Origin of the sequence: Actinopolyspora alba (genome assembly GCF_900112765.1) — a bacterium.
GTDB classification, from domain to species: Bacteria; Actinomycetota; Actinomycetes; order Mycobacteriales; family Pseudonocardiaceae; genus Actinopolyspora; species Actinopolyspora alba.
This window is the reverse complement of sequence record NZ_FOMZ01000003.1, coordinates 324835-349079: the sequence shown is the minus strand read 5'-3', so window position 1 is coordinate 349079 and position 24245 is coordinate 324835. Positions and strand designations below refer to the sequence as shown.

At 65.9% G+C, this 24245-nt stretch carries 20 protein-coding genes; 11 read left to right on the top strand and 9 right to left on the bottom strand.

The genetic code is table 11. From position 1 onward, the window contains the following. The first annotated feature begins 15 nt into the window (after window positions 1–15). On the top strand, window positions 16–1569 hold the full coding sequence (locus BM150_RS06125) for a GMC family oxidoreductase (protein WP_092924889.1): 1554 nt from the start codon (window positions 16–18) through the stop codon (window positions 1567–1569). 68 nt (window positions 1570–1637) lie between these two features. Here the strand turns inward: BM150_RS06125 and BM150_RS06120 are convergent, their stop codons facing one another. Further along, complete coding sequence (locus BM150_RS06120) at window positions 1638–2279, bottom strand: cyclase (RefSeq protein ID WP_092924887.1); 642 nt, start codon at window positions 2277–2279, stop codon at window positions 1638–1640. A gap of 407 nt (window positions 2280–2686) precedes the next feature. Here BM150_RS06120 and BM150_RS06115 point away from each other — a divergent pair, with 407 nt between their 5' ends. The 4 genes from BM150_RS06115 to BM150_RS06100 all read left to right on the top strand — a co-directional run bounded on the left by BM150_RS06115 (window position 2687) and on the right by BM150_RS06100 (window position 6216). Next, a complete protein-coding gene (locus BM150_RS06115) occupies window positions 2687–3349 on the top strand; it encodes an HAD family hydrolase (RefSeq protein WP_092925093.1) in 663 nt (220 codons plus the stop codon). 2 nt (window positions 3350–3351) lie between these two features. Further along, window positions 3352–4392 carry a phosphotransferase family protein gene (locus tag BM150_RS06110; RefSeq protein WP_092924885.1) on the top strand — a complete coding sequence of 347 codons (1041 nt, stop codon included), beginning with the start codon at window positions 3352–3354 and terminating at the stop codon, window positions 4390–4392. Then, entirely contained in the window at window positions 4393–5601 is a 1209-nt protein-coding gene (locus BM150_RS06105; protein ID WP_092924883.1) for an acyl-CoA dehydrogenase family protein, read from the top strand. It abuts the gene before it with no gap. A gap of 162 nt (window positions 5602–5763) precedes the next feature. After that, window positions 5764–6216, top strand: coding sequence for a MaoC family dehydratase (locus tag BM150_RS06100; protein ID WP_092924881.1), 453 nt, complete (start codon window positions 5764–5766; stop codon window positions 6214–6216). 173 nt (window positions 6217–6389) lie between these two features. On the opposite strand, the gene BM150_RS06095 is transcribed toward BM150_RS06100, so the two are convergent. The 5 genes from BM150_RS06095 to BM150_RS06075 all read right to left on the bottom strand — a co-directional run bounded on the left by BM150_RS06095 (window position 6390) and on the right by BM150_RS06075 (window position 11861). Beyond that, complete coding sequence (locus BM150_RS06095) at window positions 6390–7376, bottom strand: NADPH:quinone oxidoreductase family protein (RefSeq protein WP_092924877.1); 987 nt, start codon at window positions 7374–7376, stop codon at window positions 6390–6392. A 286-nt stretch (window positions 7377–7662) separates the two neighbouring features. Then, on the bottom strand, window positions 7663–8295 hold the full coding sequence (locus tag BM150_RS06090; RefSeq protein WP_092924875.1) for a TetR/AcrR family transcriptional regulator: 633 nt from the start codon (window positions 8293–8295) through the stop codon (window positions 7663–7665). Between the two features lie 212 nt (window positions 8296–8507). Further along, on the bottom strand, window positions 8508–9278 hold the full coding sequence (locus BM150_RS06085; protein WP_092924873.1) for an SDR family oxidoreductase: 771 nt from the start codon (window positions 9276–9278) through the stop codon (window positions 8508–8510). A 136-nt stretch (window positions 9279–9414) separates the two neighbouring features. Next, entirely contained in the window at window positions 9415–10170 is a 756-nt protein-coding gene (locus tag BM150_RS06080) for an SDR family oxidoreductase (protein ID WP_092925091.1), read from the bottom strand. Between the two features lie 26 nt (window positions 10171–10196). Next, window positions 10197–11861 carry a class I adenylate-forming enzyme family protein gene (locus BM150_RS06075; protein ID WP_092924871.1) on the bottom strand — a complete coding sequence of 555 codons (1665 nt, stop codon included), beginning with the start codon at window positions 11859–11861 and terminating at the stop codon, window positions 10197–10199. A 162-nt stretch (window positions 11862–12023) separates the two neighbouring features. Between BM150_RS06075 and BM150_RS06070 the strand changes: the two genes are divergently transcribed. The 3 genes from BM150_RS06070 (at window position 12024) to BM150_RS06060 (ending at window position 14607) form a co-directional block, all read left to right on the top strand. Then, entirely contained in the window at window positions 12024–13049 is a 1026-nt protein-coding gene (locus BM150_RS06070; RefSeq protein ID WP_092925089.1) for a chitinase, read from the top strand. 292 nt (window positions 13050–13341) lie between these two features. After that, on the top strand, window positions 13342–13926 hold the full coding sequence (locus tag BM150_RS06065; RefSeq protein WP_092924869.1) for a DNA-binding protein: 585 nt from the start codon (window positions 13342–13344) through the stop codon (window positions 13924–13926). Window positions 13927–13950: 24 nt separating this feature from the next. Continuing rightward, on the top strand, window positions 13951–14607 hold the full coding sequence (locus BM150_RS06060) for an RES family NAD+ phosphorylase (protein WP_092924867.1): 657 nt from the start codon (window positions 13951–13953) through the stop codon (window positions 14605–14607). A gap of 215 nt (window positions 14608–14822) precedes the next feature. Here BM150_RS06060 and BM150_RS06055 read toward each other — a convergent pair whose 3' ends face one another. Then, window positions 14823–15791, bottom strand: a complete 969-nt coding sequence (locus BM150_RS06055; protein WP_175496709.1) for a TerC/Alx family metal homeostasis membrane protein — start codon at window positions 15789–15791, stop codon at window positions 14823–14825. Between the two features lie 650 nt (window positions 15792–16441). Here BM150_RS06055 and BM150_RS06050 point away from each other — a divergent pair. Both BM150_RS06050 and BM150_RS06045 read left to right on the top strand, forming a co-directional pair. Further along, complete coding sequence (locus tag BM150_RS06050) at window positions 16442–19297, top strand: alpha/beta fold hydrolase (RefSeq protein ID WP_245755293.1); 2856 nt, start codon at window positions 16442–16444, stop codon at window positions 19295–19297. Then, window positions 19297–20208, top strand: a complete 912-nt coding sequence (locus BM150_RS06045) for an ABC transporter permease (RefSeq protein WP_092924863.1) — start codon at window positions 19297–19299, stop codon at window positions 20206–20208. The genes BM150_RS06050 and BM150_RS06045 overlap by 1 nt, the downstream gene beginning before the upstream one ends. A gap of 85 nt (window positions 20209–20293) precedes the next feature. On the opposite strand, the gene BM150_RS06040 is transcribed toward BM150_RS06045, so the two are convergent. After that, window positions 20294–20524, bottom strand: coding sequence for a hypothetical protein (locus BM150_RS06040; protein ID WP_245755292.1), 231 nt, complete (start codon window positions 20522–20524; stop codon window positions 20294–20296). Between the two features lie 248 nt (window positions 20525–20772). Between BM150_RS06040 and BM150_RS06035 the strand changes: the two genes are divergently transcribed. Continuing rightward, window positions 20773–21957, top strand: coding sequence for an acyl-CoA dehydrogenase family protein (locus tag BM150_RS06035; protein ID WP_092925085.1), 1185 nt, complete (start codon window positions 20773–20775; stop codon window positions 21955–21957). A 62-nt stretch (window positions 21958–22019) separates the two neighbouring features. On the opposite strand, the gene uvrB is transcribed toward BM150_RS06035, so the two are convergent. Beyond that, window positions 22020–24182, bottom strand: coding sequence for an excinuclease ABC subunit UvrB (gene uvrB / locus BM150_RS06030; protein WP_092924861.1), 2163 nt, complete (start codon window positions 24180–24182; stop codon window positions 22020–22022). Between the last annotated feature and the right edge of the window lie 63 nt (window positions 24183–24245).

Genomic DNA, 24245 nt, shown 5'->3' with positions numbered 1-24245 from the left:
AACAGGAGAGCAACGATGAGTGATGAGGCGACCGCTTTCGACTACGTCGTCGTGGGGGGTGGCAGCGGAGGAGCCGCGCTCGCCGCACGACTGTCGGAGGACCCGGACATCACGGTGTGCCTGCTGGAGGCCGGCCCCACCGACCAGGACAAAAGCGAGGTCCTGGAACTGAAGCAGTGGATGTCGCTGTTGGAGTCAGGCTTCGACTGGGACTACCCGATCGAGCCGCAGGAAAGCGGAAACTCCTTCATGCGGCACGCGCGTGCGAAGGTGCTCGGCGGCTGCTCCTCACACAATTCCTGCATCGCCTTCTGGGCTCCGGCGGAGGACCTCGACGAGTGGGAGTCGATGGGGGCCACGGGCTGGGGCGCCGCGGACGTCTTCCCGCTCTACCGCAGGCTGGAGAACAACGAGTCGCCCTCGGAACACCACGGTCACCAGGGTCCGGTCCGCCTGCGCAACGTTCCGCCGAACGATCCCTGCGGCAGTGCGCTGCTGCGTGCCTGTGAAGAGACCGGCATCCCGATCACGGAGTTCAATTCCGGCCGGACCGTCACCCACGGTGCCAACTGGTTCCAGATCAACGCCCACGAGGACGGCACCAGGGCTTCCTCCTCGGTGTCGTACCTGCACCCGATCATGGGCAACCGTCCGAACCTGCACGTGCGCACCGAAGCCAGGGTGAAGCGGGTGGTCTTCGACGGGAACCGGGCAACGGGAGTGGAGTGCCTGGCGGCCGACGGCATCCGCACCGAACGGGTGACGGCGCGGCGGGAGGTGGTGCTCAGCTCGGGCGCCATCGACACGCCTAAGCTGCTGATGCTGTCCGGTATCGGTCCCGCCGAGCACCTCCGTTCGGTCGGGGTGGACGTGCTGGTCGATTCCCCCGGTGTGGGATCGAATCTGCAGGACCACCCGGAAGGGGTGATCGGCTGGGACGCGGCCAAGCCGATGGTGCAGGACTCCACCCAGTGGTGGGAGATCGGCATCTTCACGACCACCGAGGCCGGTCTCGATCGCCCCGATCTGATGTTCCACTTCGGTTCGGTGCCGTTCGACATGCACACCGTGCGGCAGGGGTACCCGAGCACGGAGAACGGGTTCTGCCTGACCCCGAACGTCACGCGGAGCCGTTCGGTGGGGACGGTGCGCCTGCGCAGCAGGGATTTCCGGGACAAACCCGCGGTGGATCCGCGCTACTTCACCGACCCGCACGACATCAGGGTGATGACCCACGGCATCAAACTGGCACGCGAGATCGTGAGCCGGCCCGCGATGCGCGAGTGGGCCGGAGCCGAACTGCATCCCGGACCGGACGTGGTCTCCGACGACGAGATCGCCGATTATCTGCGTGCCACGCACAACACGGTGTACCACCCGGCTGCCTCTGTTCCGATGGGCAACGGTGAGAACGCGCCGCTGGACGCCAGGCTGCGTGTGAAGGGAGTGCACGGTTTACGGGTGGCCGACGCCTCGGCGATGCCGTTCCTCGTGGCGGTGAATCCGAATATCACCACGATGGCGATCGGTGAAAAATGTTCCGACATGCTGAAGGAGGACGCCGCCTGATATCGGCGTGACACTGACGGAACAAAAACTGGAGGGCTTTCCGCGGAAAGCCCTCCAGTTTTTTTGGTTCAGCTGACGCTGGTGGTGGTCAGCACGGGGTTGGGCGAGGGATAGCAACTCGTCGGAACATCGATACTTCCGAGAATTGAGGAAACCTGCGCGTTGAACGTCAGACCCGGATCGTCGTAGGCGGTGCCGTAGAGATGGGTCTCGATCGGACCGGAGCTACCCGCCTGCAGCGTGGCGGTCACGGTGGGCAGCTCGAACTGTGCCCCGCCGGAGATCGGACCGGACACGTGCAGCGTGGCGATTCCGTTGCTCACGTCGATCGTGGGCGCCGGAGTGCCGAGGTTGGAGCCACCGGTCTGCGAGGTCGAGACGTGGGTGGTGTTCTCGGGCACCGGCAGCTTGAGCTCCAAGCCGTCGATCTGCTCCACGCCGAAACCGTTCACCTCGGAGGGCACGGTGTTGACGGCCGGGTCGATGACGATGTCGAACTGCTCACCAGGTGCGACGCTCGCCGGGGCGGTCACCTCCGAGTCCTGCTGGTAGCTGAACTGCTGCGCCCCGAGCGGAGAATCCCCCGAGCACTCGAAGTTGTGCGAGAAGCTCTCCGCGGCTGCGGGCTGGGCAAGAGCGATCACGGGGGCGACGGCGAAAGCGGCCGCCGCCAATAAGCGCGTCCCGCCCGAACGAATGGAAGATGCCATTGGTCTCACCTCTGAAACGATTGTCCGAAACGTGGATTCCACATGGAATGCCGCGCGGCAACCAAAATATCTACCGACCAGTAGGGCTTTTCGTCAATAACGGCGAACAACCCCCGGGAAAACGAGACGAAAAAATAGATACGACTGGTAATTCAATTGACTGGATAATTTCACTGAAACACAGCAGTAACCGGCCGAGCGGAGTCACACCTTCGGCGCAGTATCGCTACGCACGGTTCACGTGATCCACCAAACGTGGGATCTTCGTTTTTCGCCCGTTCGCGTGTGAGCCAGGTTACCGAAAGGACCGATCACGTGACGCTCCGCAGCCAGCGCCGAACAACAGCGCGAAACGAGCGGAACCCGGACCCTGGTCAGCATACCGGCTAGTCGGTATGCTCCGCACCATGCGGACCGAACCCGCCATAACCACCGTGGTGTTCGACTACGGGGGCGTACTCACCACACCGGGCCGAACGGCCGTCGAGTCCTGGGCACGTGCCGAGGGTATCCGATCCGAGAGCTTTTCCGCAGTCCTTCGGGAATGGGTCGGCCGCGACGCACCGAGCGACACCCCGATCCACCTGCTCGAGACCGGCGAGCTCTCCCTCGCGGAGTTCGACGGGATGCTCGCCGAACGACTGCTTCGCACGGACGGGAGACGGGTCGTGGCCGAAGGACTGCTCGCCAGGCTGTTCTCGTTCATGGAACCGGACGAGGAGATGATGCGGCTGGTCACGGCACTTCGTGATTCGGGAACCCGGACGGGGTTGCTGTCCAACAGCTGGGGCAACAGCTATCCGTGGCAACGACTGGGACCGATGTTCGACCAAGCGATCGTCTCCGGCGAGGTCGGCCTGCGCAAACCGGACCCCCGGATCTATCACCTGGCGCTGCGGCGACTGGACACGCCACCGGAACGCACGCTGTTCGTCGACGACGTGCGAGCCAACATCGCCGCCGCCGAGGAGATCGGCATGCACACGATCCTGCACCAGGACGCGAAGCGAACCCGGACCCGTCTCACCGAACTGATCCCAGACCTCGACGCACCCGACCCGCAGGAGTAACCATGTCCGACGAGACCGCGAAGTCCCAGCCTCCGGGACTGGACCTCGGCGCGCTCCGTTCCTACCTGGAGCGCGATCACCCCGGCTTGATCGACGGCGAGCTGCACGGCGAGTTGATCCAGGGCGGAAGATCCAACCTCACCTACGCGATCGGCGACGGGAAGAACAGCTGGGTACTACGACGTCCCCCGCTCGGTCACGTGCTGGCCACCGCGCACGACATGAGCCGCGAGTACCGGGTGATGAGCGCACTGGCCGGAACCGACGTGCCGGTCCCCGGCACGTATCTGCTCTGCGAGGACGAACAGGTCATCGGTGCGCCGTTCTTCATCATGGACCTGGTGTCGGGCCAGGCGTGTCGCAGCGAGGAGCAGACCCGGGCGTTGAGTTCCGAGCAGCGCCGTGACCTGGCGATGCACCTGGTCGAGGTACTGGCGCGGCTGCACGCAGTGGACCCGGAGTCGGTCGGACTCGGCGACTTCGGCAAGCCCGAGGGGTTCCTGCGGCGTCAGGTTCGCCGCTGGAGCAAGCAGCTGGATGCCTCGCAGCAGCGGGATCTGCGCGGGGTCACCGAGCTGCGGGACCGACTGGCCGCACGCGTACCCACGGGCGGACCAACGGCGATCGTGCACGGTGACTACCGACTGGACAACGTGCTGATCGATGAGAACTGCGCCATCCGGGCGGTGCTCGACTGGGAAATGGCCACGCTCGGTGATCCACTCACCGACCTCGGGCTGCTGGTCGTGTACTGGGAGGGCTTCAGCGGCATCGCGGACAACCCCGTCGCCAAGGGCGTGGGTCCGGAGTTCGGTTTTCCCTCCGCGCGCGAGATGCTGCGGCACTACGCCGAACTCAGCAGTGTCGATACTTCCGAACTGGACTGGTACGTGGCTTTCGGCTTTTTCAAGATCGCGGTGATCCTGGAGGGAATCCACTACCGCTTCACGCAGCGCCAGACCGTCGGTGAGGGATTCGAGCACGTCGGCGCGCTGGTCGAACCGTTGATCGAGCAAGGATTGACCAACATTCCGGAGAAATGAATGGATTTCACTTTTGATGAGCGTACCGAGAACCTGCGCTCGGAGATCAATTCCTTCATGGAAACCCACGTTCATCCCGCGGAGGAGGAATTCGAGCGGCAGGTGAGCGACGCGGCCGATCCCTGGTCGGTCCCCCAGGTGGTCGAGGATCTCAAGCAGGAGGCACGTCGGCGTGGGCTGTGGAACCTGTTCCTGCCCGGTGAGCACGGCGCGGGGTTGACGAATCTGCAGTACGCGCCGCTGGCCGAGATCACCGGACGCAGCCCGCACCTGGCACCGCCCGCGATGAACTGCGCGGCCCCCGACACGGGAAACATGGAAGTACTCGACATGTTCGGTGACCAGCGACAGCAAGAGCGGTGGTTGGAGCCGTTGCTGCGTGGCGAGATCCGCTCGGCGTTCTGCATGACCGAGCCGGACGTCGCCTCCTCGGACGCGAACAACATCGCCACCCGGATTCGCCGGGAAGGTGACGAGTACGTCATCACGGGACGCAAGTGGTGGTCGTCCGGGGCGATGAATCCGAACTGTCGGGTGCTGATCGTCATGGGCAAGACCGACCCGACCGCCGAGCGGCACCGGCAGCAGAGCATGATCCTGGTTCCGGTGGACACACCCGGCGTCACGATCCGGCGTGGTATGCACGTGTTCGGTTACACCGACGGTGATCACGGGGGACACGCCGAAATCGACTTCGACGAGGTCCGGGTTCCCGCCACGAACATCATCTCCGGCGAGGGCGAGGGATTCGCCATCGCGCAGGCCCGGCTGGGTCCCGGCCGTATCCACCACTGCATGCGGGCGATAGGTATGGCCGAACGCGCGCTGGAGCTGATGTGCCGTCGGGTCACGCACCGGGAGGCGTTCGGACGCCCGCTGGGCGATCAGGGCGTGGTGCAGCACTGGATCGCCGAGGCACGGGTACGGATCGAATCGGTTCGCCTGCTGGTGCTGAAAACGGCCTGGCTGATGGACACGGTCGGCAACCGCGGCGCGCACACCGAGATCCAGGCGATCAAGGTGGCGGTACCGGAGATGGCCACCACCGTGATCGATCGTGCCATTCAGGCGCACGGCGGCGCTGGAGTCAGCCAGGACACCCCACTGGCCAATCTGTACGCGCACGCCAGAACGCTGCACCTGGTCGACGGCCCCGACGAGGTGCACCGCCGCTCGCTGGCGCGCCGGGAACTCAAGCAGTACCGGTGACACCGGAGAACCCTCGAACCCCGCCCGACAACGGACGGGGTTCGGCTGGGAGCGGGCTCGGCCCCACGGGATTCGGCACGACGGGGTTCGACCGCTGGAAGCCGAGACACACCGCGCCCCCACGACGAGAACGACAACGCAGAACGATCAGGAGGCAGCACCATGACCGTGTTCAGCAGCGCCGATGAACTGCACGCCGCCAGCGGCACCGATCTGGGCAGCAGCAGTTGGTGGACGGTCACCCAGGACATGATCGACCGGTTCGCGGAGGCCACCGGCGACCACCAGTGGATCCACGTCGATCCCGAGCGGGCCGCGGCCGGGCCGTTCGGCACCACGATCGCGCACGGATTTCTCACGCTGAGCATGGTCAGCGCACTCAACGCCGAGATCTACGGCGTGCGAGGCGCGAGCATGGTCATCAACTACGGGCTGAACAAGGTCCGCTTCCCGAGTCCGGTGACGGTGAACAGCCGCGTGCGTGCGAGCTCACGGCTCGCCGACGTGTCCGAGGCTGGCGAGGCATCGCAGCTGACGCTGCACACCACGGTGGAGATCGACGGGACGGACAAACCGGCCTGTGTCGCCGAGGTCCTCTCGCGGGTGATGTTCTGACGTCGGTTCCGATACCGCCGCGGCCCGGCCACTCGACCGATGAGGACGAGTGACCGGGCCGCGGCGGACGGCTCATGACAGGCCGGTCACGGCCGAAAGGTTCGGTACCGAGCAGCGGGGCTCGGCAGCACCGTTCCGGCCCTGATCAACCGGCGTACTTCCGGACGGTGCGGTTACGAGTTCACGTAAACCACTCGCCCGACGGTGTGACCGTCGGCGACGCGTTGCGTGGCCTCGGCCAGCTCCGACAGTCCGACCCGCTGACTGACCAGCGGGGACAGCCTGCCTTCGTCGGCCATCCGGCAGAGGTCCTCGTGGGCCTCGCGGACGGCTGCCGGATCGCGCTCGTTGTAGAGTCCCCAGTGCAATCCGACGATCGAATAGTTCTTGATCAACGCGTGGTTCAGCCCGGGACTCGGGATCTTCCCACTCGCGAAACCGATGATCAGAATCCGTCCTTCGAAGGCGACGCACTTGGTGGACCGCTCGTAGGTTTCCCCTCCGACCGGGTCGTAGATCACGTCGGCCCCCCGACCGCCGGTCGCCTCCTTGACCACCCCCACGAAGTCCTCGCTGCGCCGATCGATCACCACATCGGCACCGAGTTCGCGGGCCACCTCGGCCTTTTCCGGTCCACCCACGACACCGATCACGGTGGCCCCGGCCGCCTTGCCGAGCTGCACCGCCGCACTTCCCACGCCACCGGAGGCCGCGTGGACGAGTAGCGTCTCGCCCTCCCGCAGGGCACCCCGACGGTGCAACCCGAACCAGCCGGTCTGATACCCGATGAACAGCGAAGCGGCCTCGGCGTCGGACAGCGCGGCCGGAGCGGGGAAGGTACGGGCGGCGTCCATGAGGGCGTACTCCGCGAATCCCCCGGTGGGTACGGCACCGCCCCCGATGACCCGTTCACCGGTGGTGAAACCGCCGACCCCCGATCCGAGCTCGACGATCTCACCGCAGAGCTCCACTCCGGGGGTGAAGGGCGTTTCCGGTTTGACCTGGTACTGACCCCGACACATCAACGCGTCGGGGAAGTTGACCGGAGAGGCCGCCACTCGAACCAGAACCTGATCAGGACCGGGTCGCGGTAACGGGGACTCGACGAGTTCGAGCACATCCCTCGGCTCGCCCAGTTCCGAAACTCTGAGTGTCTGCACTGGTCACCTCCAACATTCTTCCCACGACCGCCGCGGCCGCGGGAACGATCCGAACTCCGGGAGTTCATGACAGAACTTGTTCGCCGGCTCGGGACTTGTTCGAGCGCTCGGGTGCCGACCGGCTGCGTCTCCGTGCCCAATCACCGCTGTCCCCACCGCTGGGTAACCGAACAACGGACCGGTGGACGAAGGTCCCGAACCGACAAGCATCGCACCGACCGGTCGGTACGCCACCTGCTCGGCACCTCCCGCGGCAGAGCGACCGGCACGGCGCCCCTCGCGGTTCTCAGGCGCGCAACGCGTCCAACAGCAGGTCCGCGAACTGATCACCCACCTGCTCCCCGCTCATCGGTCCGTCCCTGCGGTACCAGCTGCCGAGGTGATGCACGGCGCCGAAGAAGAAGTCGACCACGAGCTCGGGAGAACGGTCCGCGCGGAACACTCCGGCTCGTTGCCCCTCCTCGATCAACTGCTTCACTCGTTCGTGATAGCGCCGACGCTGGGCACGCACCTCGGCCTGTTTGTCGGAATGCAGCAGGTGCATGGAGCGGAAGAAGATCACGGTGTCCTCCAGATAGGCGACCGTGGTCACCACGACGTCCGCGGCCACTGCCCGGAGTCGCCGCTCGACGGACTCCGAACTGTCCGCCGCCTGTTCCATCCGGGACATCTGCACGCGCAGCACTCGCGCGTAGATCTCGTAGAGCAGGTCGTCCTTGGAGCCGAAGTAGTGGTACATGGCTCCCTTGGTGACTCCGGCCGCGTCCACGATCTGTTGCACCGAGGTCGTCTCGAATCCCTGCTCGGCGAACAGTCGTGTGGCCGCGCTCAGCAGCCGCTGCGGCACCGGCTCCTGCCCGCTGTGCCGCGTCCGCTCGACGGTCTCTCCGCCTCCCTCGGTGAACGAGCTCGGTGCCATCGCTTCCTCCCTGACTGCTGCCACTGGGTACACAACAGGGTACCGACCGGTCGGTCCCCGTACGCGTCCGTCGACGGGCCCGTCGCCGAGGGCGCGCACCGAGCCGACTACCGTCACTCAACCCTGGCCGCCGGCAGGCTGTGCGGCCACCACCAGGTCGTCGGTCCCGTTCCCGGAGCCTGCAGGCAGCTCCCGAAACGGAGCGACCGACCTCAGTCGGACCGTTCGACCTGCCTGCGCAGCGAGCGCATCCCGGACAACCAACGATCCGGGTCCGTCGCGCGCTGGACGTAATGGCCGGCCACCTCGGGATGCGGCAGGATCAGGAACTCGCCACCCAGCGAATCCGCGACGACCTCGGCGACCTTCGTGGGCTCCACGGCATCGGCGTCGAGCAGCCGCCGCCCAGTCTCGCCGCTCTCGGCGAGCATTCCGGTCCGCACGCCCTGCGGGCACAGTGCCTGCACCGTGACACCTCGATCGGCGTAGGTCACCGACAACCATTCGGCGAATCCCAGTGAAGCGTGCTTGGTCACCGAGTACGGCGCGGCTCCGAGCATGGTGAGCAGACCTGCGGCCGAGACCGTCGCCAGGAAGTGACCGCCGCCCGCCTCCAGCCAGTGCGGCAGCACCGCCCGTGCCGCGCGCACGTGCGACATGACGTTGATCTGCCACGCCCTGTCCCAGTCCTCCTCGGGGGCTTCCGGCCCCCCGGCGGTGGCGACACCGGCGTTGGCGCAGAACAGATCGATGCGGCCGTGACGCCGCAACGCGGTGTCGACGAGTTCGCGCGCTCCGGACTCACCGGCCGCGTCACCGACCACGGCCGTACCGCCGACCTCCTCGGCCACCTCTCGTGCCGCCGCACCGTCGATGTCGTTGACGACCACACTCGCACCCCGCGAAGCGAACTCACGACTCATCGAGGCGCCTATACCGTTACCCGCGCCGGTGATCACGGCCACGGAACCGGCCAGCCGCATGCCGACCTCCTGTCCCCGTCGTTACGAAACTGACTGTCGATTCGACAAACCCGCTCCGGATGAGGCTCACGACGCGATGGCGAATCGCTCCGCGCGGATACCGCGAGCCCCACCCGCTCCTACCGGCCGAGGGGGCTCACATCCCGCCGGTGAGCGACACCCCGCCGTCCAGGGTCAGGATCTGGCCCGTCACCCAGGACGCCTCGTCGGAAAGCAGGTAGGCGGCGGCCCCGGAAATATCGGAGGGCACCCCCAGCCTGCGCATCGGGTACTGCTCGGCGACCTCCGCCTCGTTGTCCTGATACAGCGCGGTGGCGAACTGCGTCTTGACCACGGCGGGGGCAACCGCGTTGACCCGCACGTCCGGACCGAGCTCGACGGCCAGCTCACGAGTGATGTGGGTCAGCATCGCCTTGGTCGCTCCGTAGTAACCGATGCCGGGAGCCGGATTCGATCCGGCCAGCGAGGTGACGTTGAGTACCGCACCGCCGTTCGCGGACATCCACTCCCGGTGGACCAACTGGGTCCAGGCCAACGAAGCCAGCACGTTGACCTCGAACGTCTTGCGTGCTACTTCGTGATCGAGTTCGATCAGCGGGCCGTAAGCGGGGTTGATACCGGTGTTGTTGACCAGCATGTCGACACGGCCGAAAGTGCGCAGGGTGCGGTCGACCGCGTCGGACTGGTGCTCGCTGTCGTCGGCCTTGCCCGCCACCGCGATCGCGTGTTCCGCACCGCCGAGTTCCTCGACGGCCTCCCGCAGAGCATCCGGTTTGCGCGCCGTGATGCACACCCGGGCACCCTCGGACACCAGGCGCTGTGCGATGCCGAAACCGATTCCCCTGCTCGCACCGGTGACGATCGCCACCCGACCGTCGAACCGCTTGCTCATACGTTTCCTCTCCTGGTAGTTGTCGATCAATCGCGCGCTTCGTCCCGAAGCCGCCGTCGAAGGATCTTGCCGGTGGTCGTCTTCGGCAACTCCTCGACCAGCTCCACCTCTCGTGGATACTTGTAGGCCGCCAACCGCTGTCGGCAGTGGTCGGCGAGTTCCTCCCCGGTGGTGCTCGTACCGGGCGCCAGGCTGACGTAGGCCTTGACCGTCTCGCCCCGGTACTCGTCCGGAACGCCCACCACCGCCGCCTCCCGAACGGCGGAGTGCGAGTAGAGGACGTCCTCCACCTCGCGGGGCCAGACCTTGAAACCGGAGGCGTTGATCATGTCCTTCTTCCGGTCGACGACGTAGAACCAACCCTGTTCGTCCATGAAGCCGACGTCACCGGTGTGCAGCCTGCCAGCCGGGATCGACTCCTCGGTCTGTTCCGGCTGGTTCCAGTAGGAGGGCACGACCATCGGCCCCTCCACGACGATCTCGCCGACCGACCTCACGGGCAGGTCCACCCCGTCGTCGTCCACCACGCGCAGCACGCAGTTGAACGTGGGGACACCGACGCTGATCGTGCCGGTCTCCTCGTCGACCGGAGCCTCCAGGTGCGGCGGCACGGAGGTCGCCGTGGCCGTGGTCTCGGTGAGCCCGTAGCCGTTGCGGATGTAGAGCCCGAAATCGGACCGGAATCGTTCCACCATCGCGGCCGGAAGCGGCGCCCCACCCGCGTACACCTGTTCGAACGAGCGAAAATCGTCGGCGGTGGCTTCGGGATGATTCATCAAAGCGATGTAGGCCGTGGCAGGACCGATCATGTACCGCGGCCGCCACCGGCGCAGCGCCTCCAGTACCGCCGACGGTTCGAACCGGTACACGAGGTCGAGCCGTCCTCCCAGGGCCAGCGTGGCGCCGAACTGGCACACGAGGCCGGTGATGTGGAACAGCGGAGCCAACGCGATCATGCCGCTGCCGTCGTGGCTACCCGTGCGCTGCGTGAACGCCTGGGCGTTGAAACTGAGGTTGCGATGGGTGTTGGTCGCACCTTTGGGAGCACCACTCGTTCCGGACGTGTAAGTCAGCAGTGCGATGTCGTCCGGATAGAGTCGAACGCTCGGAGGCGTGGCCGTCCGGCGTGCGGTCGCCGTTGCCACGAGATCCGCGGTATCCGCGGGCCGACGGCGCTCCAACCGCCGCAACGGAGTCCCCTCGTGCTCGGCGGCCAGATCCAGCTCGCTGGTGGTCAGTGTCACCGTCGTTCCGGTGGAGGCGGCCACTTCGCACAGCACGTCGTGCCAACCGTTCTCGGAGGAGATCACCACGGCGGGTTGGGCGTCCGCCAGGATGGTCGTCAGTTCGTGGGAGCGGTACATGGGGTTGAGCGGGACGACGATACCGCCCAACTTCCATCCGGCGAGCACGGCGATCGCGAACTGCGGAACGTTCTGCAGATACACCGCGACGCGGTCACCCCCGCCGATCCCCTGCTCGGCGAGGTACTCGGCCACCCCGTTGGCGAGCTCGTCCAGCTCACGATAAGTGATCTCGGTACCGAAGTACGTAAGGGCGACGCGGTCGGGAAACCGCGAACGGGTGTCCGTCAGCACGGACAGCATGTCCTCGTACGGTGGGGCGATGTCCGCGGGCTCGTCCGCGGCATAGCACTCCAGCCAGGGACGTTGATCGTAGAGACCGGACATGAACACCTCCGCAAGACCGACCAGTCGGTACGTCCAGTAGACTGATTACGAGGGCCCACGTCAACCCACCTCCGGAACACGGCGAAAAACCGACCACGTCTTGACGAGATCCATTGGTCTAGTCCAACTTCGGTGATTCAACCCGTGACCCCGGAGGTTTCGATGCACATTCGCCGCATCACCGCCGCCATCGCCGCCGCTGCCATCCCGTTGACGATGACAGCGGCCCCGGCCGTGGCAGCGCCCGACAACGGAGGAAAGGCTAACCAGCCGAGCGCCGCGGCCGAGAGTGCCGCGTTGCCCGAACACCAGCTCACCGGCTATTGGCAGAATTTCGTCAACAACGCCGAGCCATTACGCGTAAGCGACATTCCGGACAATTATGATCTGGTCGCGCTCGCATTCGCCCAGTCGGACGCCACCAGCCCCGGCGCCGTGAAATTCAGCGTCGATTCACAACTCTCGGGCGCGCTGGGCGGCTACTCCGACGCCCAGCTCAAGGCGGACATCGCCGAAAAGCAGAGCCAGGGCACGGATTTCGTGATGTCCATCGGCGGCGCCAAGGGTTCGCTCGATCTGAGCACCGAGCAGCGCGTGACCAACTTCGTCGACTCGATGACCACGATTATCGAGAACTACGGCCTGGACGGTCTCGACATCGATCTGGAACACAGTTTCGACACCGCCGGAATGACCAGTGCCGCGCGCCAGCTCCGAAACCACTTCGGTCCGGACTTCATGCTGACCATGGCGCCGCAGACACTGTACGTACAGCCGGGCGGCTCGTACATGCAACTGATCGACAACCTGAGCGACATCATCACCACGGTGCACACCCAGTACTACAACTCGGGCTCGATGCTGGGATGCGACCAGCAGGTGTACAGCCAGGGCTCGGTGGACTTCATCACCGCCCAGGCGTGCATTCTGCTGGACAAGCTCAGCGCCGACCAGATCGCGCTGGGGCTACCCGCCGCACCGTCCGCCGCGGGCAGTGGTTACGTGCAGCCCTCCGTCGTCACCGACGCACTGGACTGCCTGGCGTCGACGACCAACTGCGGACAGTTCGTCCCAGGTCAACCGCACCCCTCGATCAGCGGGGTAATGACCTGGTCGATCAACTGGGACGTCAGCAACGGCACCACCTTCTCCACGACCGTCGGCAACCACTTGGAGACCCTGCCGTAACCCCCGTGCCCCCGCGGGCCGCGAAGCGTCACGGCGGATCGGACGAGCCGGATCCCGGAGCCCGCTTTTCCGGAACGGCCAAGGGGACGGAAGCCCCCTAACACATTCCCCGACGTGACGCCTCGCCGAAAGTGGACGACTCGAAGCCGCCAGCGGTGGAAAGTCGTCCACTTTTCGCGCCCTTTCCCGAACTTTGATTACACAAAGCGATATTCTTGTCACTTAATGTGATTCTACTGACAACCCGCACGTTGGCGCACACAAACTCTTCACCAGGAGGTAAGCTGGCACCATGACAGTCGCGCTGGAGACCGTGCTCGCCAGAGCCGGTCTGAAGGTCACCGCGCATGAATTCCTCGTGCTGGTCGAGGACGCGGCCAAAAGACTCACGCCGCCACAGGCGGATCCCAGCGCGCACTTCGACGAATCGGAACGCGCGGCGCTGATCGAAACGGGGCTGGATCTGTCGCCGCTCGCCGAACAGGAAACCGACCCCCGTGCACGCGCGGTGGCGGAGCAGACCGTACTGCGCGACACCGCACTGTCGGTGGGCCAAGCCGCCGAGATCGTGGGAGTGGACAGCAGCCGCATCAGACACCGGGTGGCCTCCCGCCGGCTGATCGGCTGGAAGGACCGCGGTGGCTGGCGACTGCCGGCCTGGCAGTTCACCGAGGACGACGTACTTCCCGGCCTGGAAACGGTGCTGGCTGCCATGCCCGGTGATCAACCGGCGCTGGTGCTGGCGAACTTCATGACCACTCCGCAGCAGGACCTGGATCTGGGAGACCGCCCTGTGAGTCCGCGTGACTGGCTGATGGCATACGGTAATCCGCAGCGAGTCGCCGAACTCGCTGCGGTCATCGGAACGCCCGCGTAGTCGACGACGGACACAGGACCACCAATGGCTCGGCTCCCACAGCCGCCCGCTCCAGCCGTGCTGCAGGCGCTCCTTCGCCGAACCGAGGACGTCGTCGCGGTCCCCGCCGGGACCCGGCTCGTACGGATCTTCGCCTCGGGAGGTAATCACCCGCAGCACTGGAACAGTTTCCGCTACGCGGGACCGCTGCCGCACGCCCGCTTCGACCCGCACCCCCCGAAGCCGCAAGGCGGTCCCACCGTCACCAGGGAGCACGGCGTGCTGTACTTCTCGCTGGCGGTACAGACCTGCATCGCCGAGGTGTTCCAGGCGACATCCACAGTGGACCGCAAAACGCGTGCGCCACAACTGGTGATATTCCGACCACGTCGGACGGTCCGACTGCTCGACCTGTCCGGGCTCTGGCCCACCAGAGCCGGTGCCTCCCAGGCGATCAGCAACGGCACGAAGGAGCGCGCCCAGTCCTGGGCACGTTGCATCCGCGCGGCCTACCCGGAGTTGGACGGTCTCTGGTACCGATCGTCGATGGACGCCGGTGAGCCCTCGGTCTGCCTGTGGGATCCACCGGCGGCGACGGTACTGCCGGAAGACCCCGACCTACTGCTGCCGCTCGAACACCCCGGCCTGGACCTGCCGTTGGGAAGGGTCTGCAAGGAGCTCGGCTACACCCTGCTGAACTAGTGGGACCTCGTCCACCGGGTTCGACGCGGCACTCGCCTCCCTCGCGGACCGGCGGAACCACCCGCGAGCTCTCGCCGCTGGCAAGCGGAAGCATCGGACGACGGCCTGCCCGACAGCGGGCCGGACACCCCCGCACGCGAAGCGTGCTCGCGAGCGACCTGTCCGGCCCACCGAGCCGGCCCGGCGGATGCCGCCGTTTCGACCTGTCTGCTGTCTCAGCTCGTCTCCGCGTTCTCGGCTTCACGCTGCTGTCGACGTGACCTGAGCAGACTCGCCACCGCGGTGACCAACAGCACGAGAACGATCACACCGAGCGACAGGAAGTTCCCGATCTCGAACCACTCGGGCACCAGCCCGTAATCGTGCAGGGCGTGCACGATCAGCTTGAATCCGATGAAGGCCAGAATCACGGACAGCCCGGTGGAGAGGTAGACCAACCTGTCGACGAGGTCCCCGAGCAGGAAGTACAGCTGGCGCAACCCCATCAACGCGAAGGCGTTGGCGGTGAACACCAGGAACGCCTCCTGCGTGATCCCGAAGATCGCCGGGATCGAATCCACCGCGAACATGACGTCGGCGCTGCCGATGGCCACGATCACGATGAACATCGGTGTCAACCACCGCTTACCGTCGATCCTGACCGACATCTTGGTGCCGTGGAACTGCTCTGTTACGGGATAGGCCTTGCGAACCCAGCGCACGACCGCGTTCTCCGGATCATCGTTCTCCTCGTTGTTACGGAGCATGCTGATCGCGGTCCAGAGCAGGAAAGCGCCGAAGACGAAGAACACCCACACGAAACGGGAGATCAACTGGGCGCCGATGGCGATGAACAACCCACGGAAGACCAGCGCGAGCACGATACCGATCAGCAGCACCCGGTGCTGGTGGATGGCGGGAACCGCGAAGCTGGACATGATCACCATGAAGATGAACAGGTTGTCCACGCTCAGCGAGTACTCCACCACGTAGCCCGTGAAGTACTGGATCGCGAAGTCGTGACCGCCGAACCACCACACCCCGAGACCGAACAGGAGGGCGCAGGCGACGTAGAAAACCACCCAACGAGCGGCCTCACCCGCCTTGACCTCGTGCGGCTTGCGGTCCACGATCACGAGATCCAACAGCAGCAGCACGACCAGACCGGCCAAGGTGGCCAGCCAGACCCACCAGGAAACACCCAACGTCTCCTGTTGACTCCGCTGTGCCGCCTCCGCGAGCACATGAGTCCCGACGTACATCGATCACCTCCGGTACAGGGCTTATGCCGGGGACCGGAGGTCTCTCCCACCGGCTGAGCCGGCCGGCGGCACCGGGAAAGAGTCACCGGACATGCCGGAGTTCGATCCGTGATGACGACACCGCCGCGACAGGAATACTCCCCTCCAAACCTCGTGAATTGTCACCCACGTCCGACGTCGACCGCTATCGGGGGTACGCACCGACAGCCGTTCACCGAGAACGCCATGACCCCGGAAAACACGGGGAACACGCGGCGCGAACTGTAGCCAAGGTCACTCTCGCGTGGTTAAATGAGGGCTCCACCGGCGATGACGTCTTCGCCTGGGGGCCGGTTCCGGCCAGAGGAAGGCCCGTCGGATCACGGTTGACATCACTGGGAGACGTCACGGGGAGCCCGTCCGAACCGGAGCAGCGGGGTCGGTTCGTCGAAGGGTGATCGAGCCACTCACACGGCTCGCGCCACTCCCGTGCGGCAGCTGTGGAATATTCCCATCGCGATGCGATTTCGTCCCGATATCCGATTCATAGCTTCTTCGGTCGTATCGGATCCACGGGACCCCGTGATGCGACTCGTTGCCCTAGAGTCACCCGCGTGTTCCAGTCCCGCCGGTATGTCCCGAACTTCGCGTTGCTGCCGATCGTGCTGGTGGCTCTGATCGTGGCAGCCACAGCGATGTGGTCGGCCGAACAGGATTCGACCGACCGTGTTCCCCGCGTCGACACGCGGGACGCGAGTATCGACGTGCTGGACGGCCCCGAACGGCAGCAGCGGATACAGCTCGATCTCAGGCTGTTCGTCCCCGAACGCACCCCGGCACCATCGGTGGTACTGGCACACGGCTTCGACGGCGACAAGACCGAACTGGCAGGCCCCGCACGGCGACTGGCCGCACGCGGATTCACCGTGCTGACCTACTCGGCCCGCGGTTTCGGGCGGAGCACCGGCAGGATCGCGCTGAACTCACCGGATTACGAGGTGACCGACGCACGCCGGATCCTGGACTGGCTGGCCCGGCAACCCGAGGTTGCGACCCAGGACGAGGAGGACCCCCTCGTCGGGGTGGGAGGAGTCTCCTACGGTGGAGCGCTGAGCATGCTGCTGGCGGGTAACGATCCCCGCGTCGACGCGATCGCACCGCTGAACACCTACAACGACCTGCGTACCGCGATGCTGCCCAATGCCGCCTCGACCGAGTCGATACCGACCGCCACCGCCGCGCACGGCAGCGACTCGGGTCCGGGCGTGTTCCGGCGGGCCTGGGCAAGCTCACTGTTCGAGATGGCAACGCGCCCGCAGTCGGAACAACGCACCTCGCGGAGCCCGGGAGCCTCGTCGACCACGCCGCCACCGCCCGAGGAGAACGGCGAGGCGGACAACACGAGAACACCACTGACGTGCGGCAACCTCACCGCGAGGGTATGCGGTGCCTACACCGAGCTGGCCCGTACCGGACGAGCCGGATCGAGCACGCTCGAACTGCTGGCCGCGGCCTCGCCGAGCAGCGTGACCGGCAACATCGACATTCCCACCCTGCTGGTGCAGCGTCAGCGCGGCGAACTCTTCGGGTTGTCACAAGCCGACGCGAACGCGCGTCAGATCAGCGCCGCGGGGGGCACCGTCAGCATGATGTGGCTGCACGGCGGCGGCAACGCTTCGCTGCCCACGCGCGTCTGGGAGAAGGTCGGCGACTGGTTCTCGTACTACCTGCACGATTCCGACGAACCACGACCGCCCCACCCGGAAACGGGATTCCGGTACCAGTTGGTCGACCGCGTCGCCTCGGAGCGTCAACCCGCGACGACCTGGCGGACGGCGGAGTACCCGGGTCTGGACTCGAACGAAGTGGCTCGCACCGAGCTCTCCCTGGAGGGTGAGCCCTCCCGAGTGATCAATCCACCCGGTAACGGTGCGGGCACGAGCGGGTTCTCGACCACTCCTACTCCCGGGAGCCGGGCAGGAACGACAGTCGGAAACGACGGCGACTCGGCCACCCGCGGCGGGACCACACCGGGGAGGGTGGCGGTTTTCAAGACCGCACGGGTGGATCGATCCACCCTGATCACCGGGAAACCACGGACGCGGCTCTCGGTGGCTTCGGTTCCGGAGCAGCCCGGCAACGGCGAGGCGGTGCTGTTCGGCAAGCTGTTCGACATCGGACCGAACGGCTCTCGGACACCCATCGGCGACGGCAGTTCCCCCCTTCGAATAACGGGGCTACCCGACAACGGGACGGCGGTCCGGGTCGATGTGGCCCTGCCCGCCACGATGCACACCCTGCAACCCGGTCACCGGCTGGAACTGCGAATGAGCACCAATGATGCCGCCTACAGCGGCCCCCGGGAAACAGCGGTGCACCTGATCTCCCCGGCTGGTGCGGGAAATATCTCGCTTCCCGCCGTACCCGCCTCCCGGATCGATGAAACGTCGATCCCGGTGGGTGCGCTGATCGGCATCGCGGCGTTCGTGGTGCTGCTGGTCGTGGCGGGAGTGCTGGCGATCAGGTTCGAACGTGCGCGTCGGAAACCGCCGAAACCGGAGTTGACCGGCGTGCCGATTTCGATCGAGGGAGTGAGCAAGTCCTATCCCCGGCGTCCCGACGCGGTGAACGACCTGTCACTGCGAGTCGAGGCAGGGCAGGTCGTCGGACTGCTCGGCCCGAACGGTGCGGGCAAGACGACTCTGCTCCGCATGGTGCTCGGTATGACACGAACCGACACCGGCCGGATTCACCTGTTCGGTCACTCGGTGACACCGAGCGCACCGGTACTGTCGCGAGTGGGCGGGCTCGTGGAGTCCCCGGGACTGCTGCCGCACCTGACCGGTCTGGAGAACCTGCGCAGCTACTGGCAGGCAACCGGCAGACCGGCGGAACAGGCAGGGCTGGACGAAGTGGTTCGGATCGCCGGACTGGGCGCCGCGGCTGATCACAAGGTACGTACCTACGGCCCGGGGATGCGGCAACGAGTGGCCCTGGCACAAGCCATGCTGGGACTGCCCGACCTGCTCGTGCTCGACGAACCGATGAACGCGCTGGACCCCGCGCACACGCAACGGATGCGCGAGGTCATCCGGGAGTACGCCAGGACCGGACGCACCGTCCTGATGTCGAGTCACCTGCTCAGCGAGGTCGAACAAACCTGCACACACGTCATCGTGATGCACGACGGGCACCGAGTGGCGGGGGGAACGGTCGACGAGATCACCGCTGGGGACTCGATGATCGCCTTCCACGTCGATCAACCCGAACTCGCCGCGCGTACACTCCGCTGTCTGGAGGGAATCGGCAGCGTGCGGGTCGGCTCCGATGTGGTCTACGCCGAACTGGCCGGACACTCCACGGCGACAGCCGTGAACGTGTTGGTCGCCTCCGATGTCTCCATAACGCGCGTGGGGCCCCACCGCAAACTCGAGGACGCGTTTCTGGAACTGGTCGGAGAGGACCACTGATGCAGCACGAGCGGGACCGCTCGGCCGACCGTGCCGTGGAACCGGCCACTCGCCTTCCGGGAGGGTCCGACGGCAGCGCACCGGGATACCGCGCCAATCGGACCCTGCCACTGCGTGTGGAGCTGCGCAGGCAGCTGGCGCGCGGCAGGACCAAGCTGGTGCTGTGCTGTCTGGCGGTACTGCCGCTGTTGTTGGTGGGCACCTTCGCCCTAGGCAACGACGAGACGACTCCGCACCCCCCGGCCGACTTCGGTGATCTGGCCACGAGCAGCGGGGCGAACTTCACCGTCTTCACGCTGTTGCTGTGCACCCATCTGTTGCTGGTACTGCTCGTGGCACTGTTCTTCGGGGACGCCATCGCGGGTGAGTCGTCCTGGGCGAGTCTGCGTTACCTGGTCGCGATCCCCATACCCAGGCATCGACTGTTACGGCAGAAAGCACTGGTGGCGGGACTGCTGTCCTGCCTGAGCCTGCTCGTGCTGACCGGCGCGGCCCTGGCCACGGGCACCTTCTGGTACGGCGCGGGCGTACTGCGCACCCCACACGAGGGAGTGCTCCACTTCCCGTGGAACGTGCTGGTTCTGCTCGCGATCTGCGGCTATCTGGCGATCCACCTGACCTGGGTGGCCAGCCTGGCACTGCTGTTCAGCGTGATGGCCGACAACCCGCTCGCGGCGGTGGGCGCGACGGTGGGCGTCTCGGTGATCTCGCAGATTCTGGACGAGATTCCCAGGCTGGAGCAGTTCCGCATCCTGCTTCCGAGCCACCATGCGACAGCCTGGACCGACCTGCTGGACACCGGCATCGACTGGACCGACATGGCGAACGGAACGCTGTCGGCCACCGCTTACGCGGCGGTGTTCATCACCGCCACGCTGGTGCGGTTCCACCGGGCCGACATCACCGACTGATCGAGGAGTTCGCCGGAACGGACCGGCCCCACGGATCGGTCCCGCCGCGTTCGATCACTCGGGCGAACCGTTCGCGTAGCACCACTCAGTGGTGCGGCACGTCCCGGTTCTCGGCCGCATCCCAGCAGTGCCAGCGGTCCACATCGATCCAGGCGCTGACACGGTCGCGGTCGCGCATATGGTAAGGGGCTCCGGTGTGGTGCCGAGCGAGCCGGTCCATGTCGGAAAGGCTCGGATCGTCCAGCAGTTCGGTGACGCGTCCCAGCAGACTCACGTGGGTGTACCAGTCCTCGGTGGCCAGCACGGTCAGCGACACACGCACATCCGTAGGGGTGCTCTCCGAGCGCCACACTCACCCTTCCGGAGTAGCCTCGGCCGCGATGGAGCTATTCCACCTGAGTTGTTTCCTCGCCGTCGTGGCGAGTCTCCGTTTCTCGGTTCGAACGCCGACTCCGAATGGCCGCCTCCCCACTCCTCTCCCCGGCCGCGTGACGCCTACGGCTGGCGGAGCAACGCGCGACACCAACCACGCGGAACGATCCCAGCAGGAAGCAGGTGATCATCATGGCGAAAACCGCCAACACCGATTCCGACTTCTTCGGATTCGAGGAACTGCTGACCGAGCAGGAGCGAAGTGAGCTGGCCCGGATCCGCGAAGTCCTGTGGCGGGAGATCAAGCCACTGGCCAACGATGCCTGGGCCCGTGCGGAGTTCCCGTTCGAGGCTGTCGAGACCTTCGCGAAACTCGGCATCGCAGGCTTCCAGTTCCCGGAGTACGGCGACGGGGTCGCTCGCCGACCGCTGTTCAACGGGTTCCTCGGCCTCGAGATGAACAAGGTGGACCCCTCGCTGGCCGTTGCCTCCGGGGTGCACACCGGGCTGGCGATGGGCAGCATTTACGGCGGTGGTGACCAACGCCAGCGGGATCGCTGGATGCCGGACATGGTCGCCTGGAACAAGATCGGAGCTTTCGGGCTGACCGAGCCCGAGGGAGGCTCCGACGTGGCCGGGGGAATGCGCACCACCGCCCGCCGCGAGGGCGACGAGTGGGTGCTCAACGGAGCCAAGCGCTGGATCGGCAACGGCACGTTCGCCGATCTGGTCGTCATCTGGGCCCGCGACGAGACCGACGACAGTGTCAAGGGCTTCGTGGTCGAGAAGGACATGCCGGGCTTTCACGCGAGCAGGATCGAGGGCAAGATCGCGCTGCGCTCGGTGCAGAACGCGGACCTGTCGCTGGAGGACGTGCGCGTACCGGAGGACAACCGGCTGCAAAACATCGACAACTTCCGCGACACCGCGAAGGTACTGGCCAAGACGCGGGGAAACGTGGCCTGGCAGGCACTCGGCGTGGCGGCACGTGCCTACGAACTGGCGCGGGACTACGCGGTCACCCGCGAACAGTTCGGCAACCCCATCGGAGGGTTCCAACTCATCCAGGACCTGCTGGTCAAGATGCTGGGCAACATCACGGCCATGTTCGGGATGGTCACCCGACTCGCCCAGAAGATGGCGGAGGGCACGGCGGGGCCCGACCACGCGGCGCTGGCGAAGAGCTTCACCACCACCAGAATGCGCGAGTGCGTGGCGTGGGCACGCGAACTGTTCGGCGGTAACGGCATCGTGCTGGACTACGAGGTGGCCAAGTTCTTCGCCGACGCGGAAGCCGTCTACTCCTTCGAGGGCAGCCGGGAGATGAACACGCTGATCGTGGGCAAGTCGATCACCGGGCAGAGCGCATTCACCTGAGCCACGGAGTCCGATGTCCCGTGGCGGGGACGAGTGAACGTCCCACCCGTCCCCCGCGAGGTTCAGCTCACACCGGCTTCGTCCATGGCCCGAAGCTCCTTCTTGAGATCATTGATCTCGTCCCGCAACCGCGCGGCGAGCTCGAACTGCAACTCCCTGGCCGCGTTCATCATCTGGTCGTTGAGCTGCTGCACCAGGTCGGCCAGCTCCGCCCGTGGCATCGACTTGGTGTCGCGATCCTTGAGCACACCCGAGCTGGTGGTGGCCGCGGTCTCCCCGCCGGGTTTCTTGCCACGCGAGGCGTTGCGCCCGGAACCACCCTCCGGAACGGTATCCTCGGTGTCCTCCGACTCCGAGTACACCCGGTCGAGAATGTCGGCGACCTGCTTGCGCAACGGCTGCGGATCGATGCCGTGCTCGGTGTTGTAGGCGATCTGCTTGGCCCGCCTGCGGTTGGTCTCGTCGATGGCCCGGCGCATCGAGTCGGTCACCTCGTCCGCGTACATGTGCACCTGCCCGGAGACGTTGCGGGCGGCACGGCCGATGGTCTGCACCAAGCTGGTCTCGGACCGCAGGAACCCCTCCTTGTCCGCGTCCAGGATCGAGACCAGTGAGACCTCGGGCAGGTCGAGCCCCTCACGCAGCAGGTTGATACCGACCAGCACGTCGTACTCACCGAGCCGGAGCTGGCGCAACAGCTCCACCCGTCGCAAGGTGTCCACCTCCGAGTGCAGGTACCTCACCCGGATCCCGAGTTCGAGCAGATAGTCCGTGAGGTCCTCGGCCATTTTCTTGGTCAGCGTGGTGACCAGCACCCGTTCGTCCCGGTCGGCACGTTGCCGCACCTCGGCGACCAGATCGTCGATCTGCCCCTCGGTCGGTTTGACGACCACTTCGGGATCGACCAGCCCGGTGGGTCGGATGACCTGCTCGGTGAACTCTCCACCGGAGCGCTGCATCTCGTAACTGCCCGGGGTCGCCGACAGGTACATCGACTGACCGATGCGATCGGCGAACTCCTCCCACTTGAGGGGCCTGTTGTCCAATGCGCTGGGCAGTCGGAATCCGTGGTCGACCAGGGTGCGTTTGCGCGAGGCGTCGCCCTCGAACATCCCGCCGATCTGCGGCACCGTCACGTGGGACTCGTCGATGACCAGCAGAAAGTCCTCGGGAAAGTAGTCGAGCAGCGTGGCCGGGGCCGAACCGGCCTCCCGACCGTCGATGTGCCGTGAGTAGTTCTCGATACCGGAGCAGAACCCGACCTGGCGCATCATCTCGATGTCGTACTGGGTGCGCATCCGCAGTCGCTGCGCCTCCAGCAACTTGTTCTGGCGCTCCAACTTGCCGAGCTGTTCGGTCAGCTCCTCCTCGATGCCGCGGATGGCCTGTTCCATCCGCTCCGGCCCGGCCACGTAGTGCGTTGCCGGAAAGATACGCAGGTCACGCACCTCGTGCACCACGTCGCCCGTCAGCGGGTGCAGGTAGTAGAGCCTGTCGATCTCGTCACCGAAGAACTCCACCCGTACCGCGAGTTCCTCGTAGGCCGGGATGACCTCGACGGTATCCCCGCGCACGCGGAAGGTGCCGCGCTGGAAAGCCAGGTCGTTGCGCTGGTACTGCACGTCCACCAGGGCGCGCAGCAGCACGTCGCGGTCGATCTCCCCACCGACCTCCAGGGCGATCGAACGATCCAGGTACGACTGCGGCGTACCGAGACCGTAGATGCACGACACGGAGGAGACCACCACGCAGTCCCTCCTGCTGAGCAGGTTGGAGGTGGCAGAGTGCCGCAACCGTTCGACGTCCTCGTTGACCGAGGAGTCCTTCTCGATGTAGGTGTCGGTCTGCGGTACGTAGGCTTCCGGTTGGTAGTAGTCGTAGTAGCTGACGAAGTACTCCACGGCGTTGTCCGGGAAGAACCCGCGCAGTTCGTTGGCCATCTGGGCGGCCAGCGTCTTGTTCGGCTCCATCACCAGCGTGGGGCGCTGGATCCGTTCGATCAGCCACGCGGTGGTGGCGGACTTGCCGGTACCGGTGGCTCCCAGCAGCACCACGTCGGTCTCGCCCGAGTTGATCCGACGTTCGAGCTGATCGATCGCCTCCGGTTGGTCACCGGCGGGTTCGTAATCACTGACGACGCGGAACCGTCCGTCCTTGCGCGGGATCTCACCGACCGGGCGGAACTCGGAGTGCGCCAGCACGGGGTACTCAGTCGCGAATGCCACTCTCCCAGCTTACGGGGCCGGTACGACATCACGCCGCCGACTCGGATCGCGCTCGGATGCGGA

Coding starts and splice junctions, on each gene's coding strand:
- BM150_RS06125 (WP_092924889.1), top strand. CDS start 16: ATGAGTGATGAGGCGACCGCTTTCGACTACGTCGTCGTGGGGGGTGGC.
- BM150_RS06120 (WP_092924887.1), bottom strand. CDS start 2,279: ATGGCATCTTCCATTCGTTCGGGCGGGACGCGCTTATTGGCGGCGGCC.
- BM150_RS06115 (WP_092925093.1), top strand. CDS start 2,687: ATGCGGACCGAACCCGCCATAACCACCGTGGTGTTCGACTACGGGGGC.
- BM150_RS06110 (WP_092924885.1), top strand. CDS start 3,352: ATGTCCGACGAGACCGCGAAGTCCCAGCCTCCGGGACTGGACCTCGGC.
- BM150_RS06105 (WP_092924883.1), top strand. CDS start 4,393: ATGGATTTCACTTTTGATGAGCGTACCGAGAACCTGCGCTCGGAGATC.
- BM150_RS06100 (WP_092924881.1), top strand. CDS start 5,764: ATGACCGTGTTCAGCAGCGCCGATGAACTGCACGCCGCCAGCGGCACC.
- BM150_RS06090 (WP_092924875.1), bottom strand. CDS start 8,295: ATGGCACCGAGCTCGTTCACCGAGGGAGGCGGAGAGACCGTCGAGCGG.
- BM150_RS06085 (WP_092924873.1), bottom strand. CDS start 9,278: ATGCGGCTGGCCGGTTCCGTGGCCGTGATCACCGGCGCGGGTAACGGT.
- BM150_RS06080 (WP_092925091.1), bottom strand. CDS start 10,170: ATGAGCAAGCGGTTCGACGGTCGGGTGGCGATCGTCACCGGTGCGAGC.
- BM150_RS06075 (WP_092924871.1), bottom strand. CDS start 11,861: ATGTCCGGTCTCTACGATCAACGTCCCTGGCTGGAGTGCTATGCCGCG.
- BM150_RS06070 (WP_092925089.1), top strand. CDS start 12,024: ATGCACATTCGCCGCATCACCGCCGCCATCGCCGCCGCTGCCATCCCG.
- BM150_RS06065 (WP_092924869.1), top strand. CDS start 13,342: ATGACAGTCGCGCTGGAGACCGTGCTCGCCAGAGCCGGTCTGAAGGTC.
- BM150_RS06060 (WP_092924867.1), top strand. CDS start 13,951: ATGGCTCGGCTCCCACAGCCGCCCGCTCCAGCCGTGCTGCAGGCGCTC.
- BM150_RS06045 (WP_092924863.1), top strand. CDS start 19,297: ATGCAGCACGAGCGGGACCGCTCGGCCGACCGTGCCGTGGAACCGGCC.
- BM150_RS06035 (WP_092925085.1), top strand. CDS start 20,773: ATGGCGAAAACCGCCAACACCGATTCCGACTTCTTCGGATTCGAGGAA.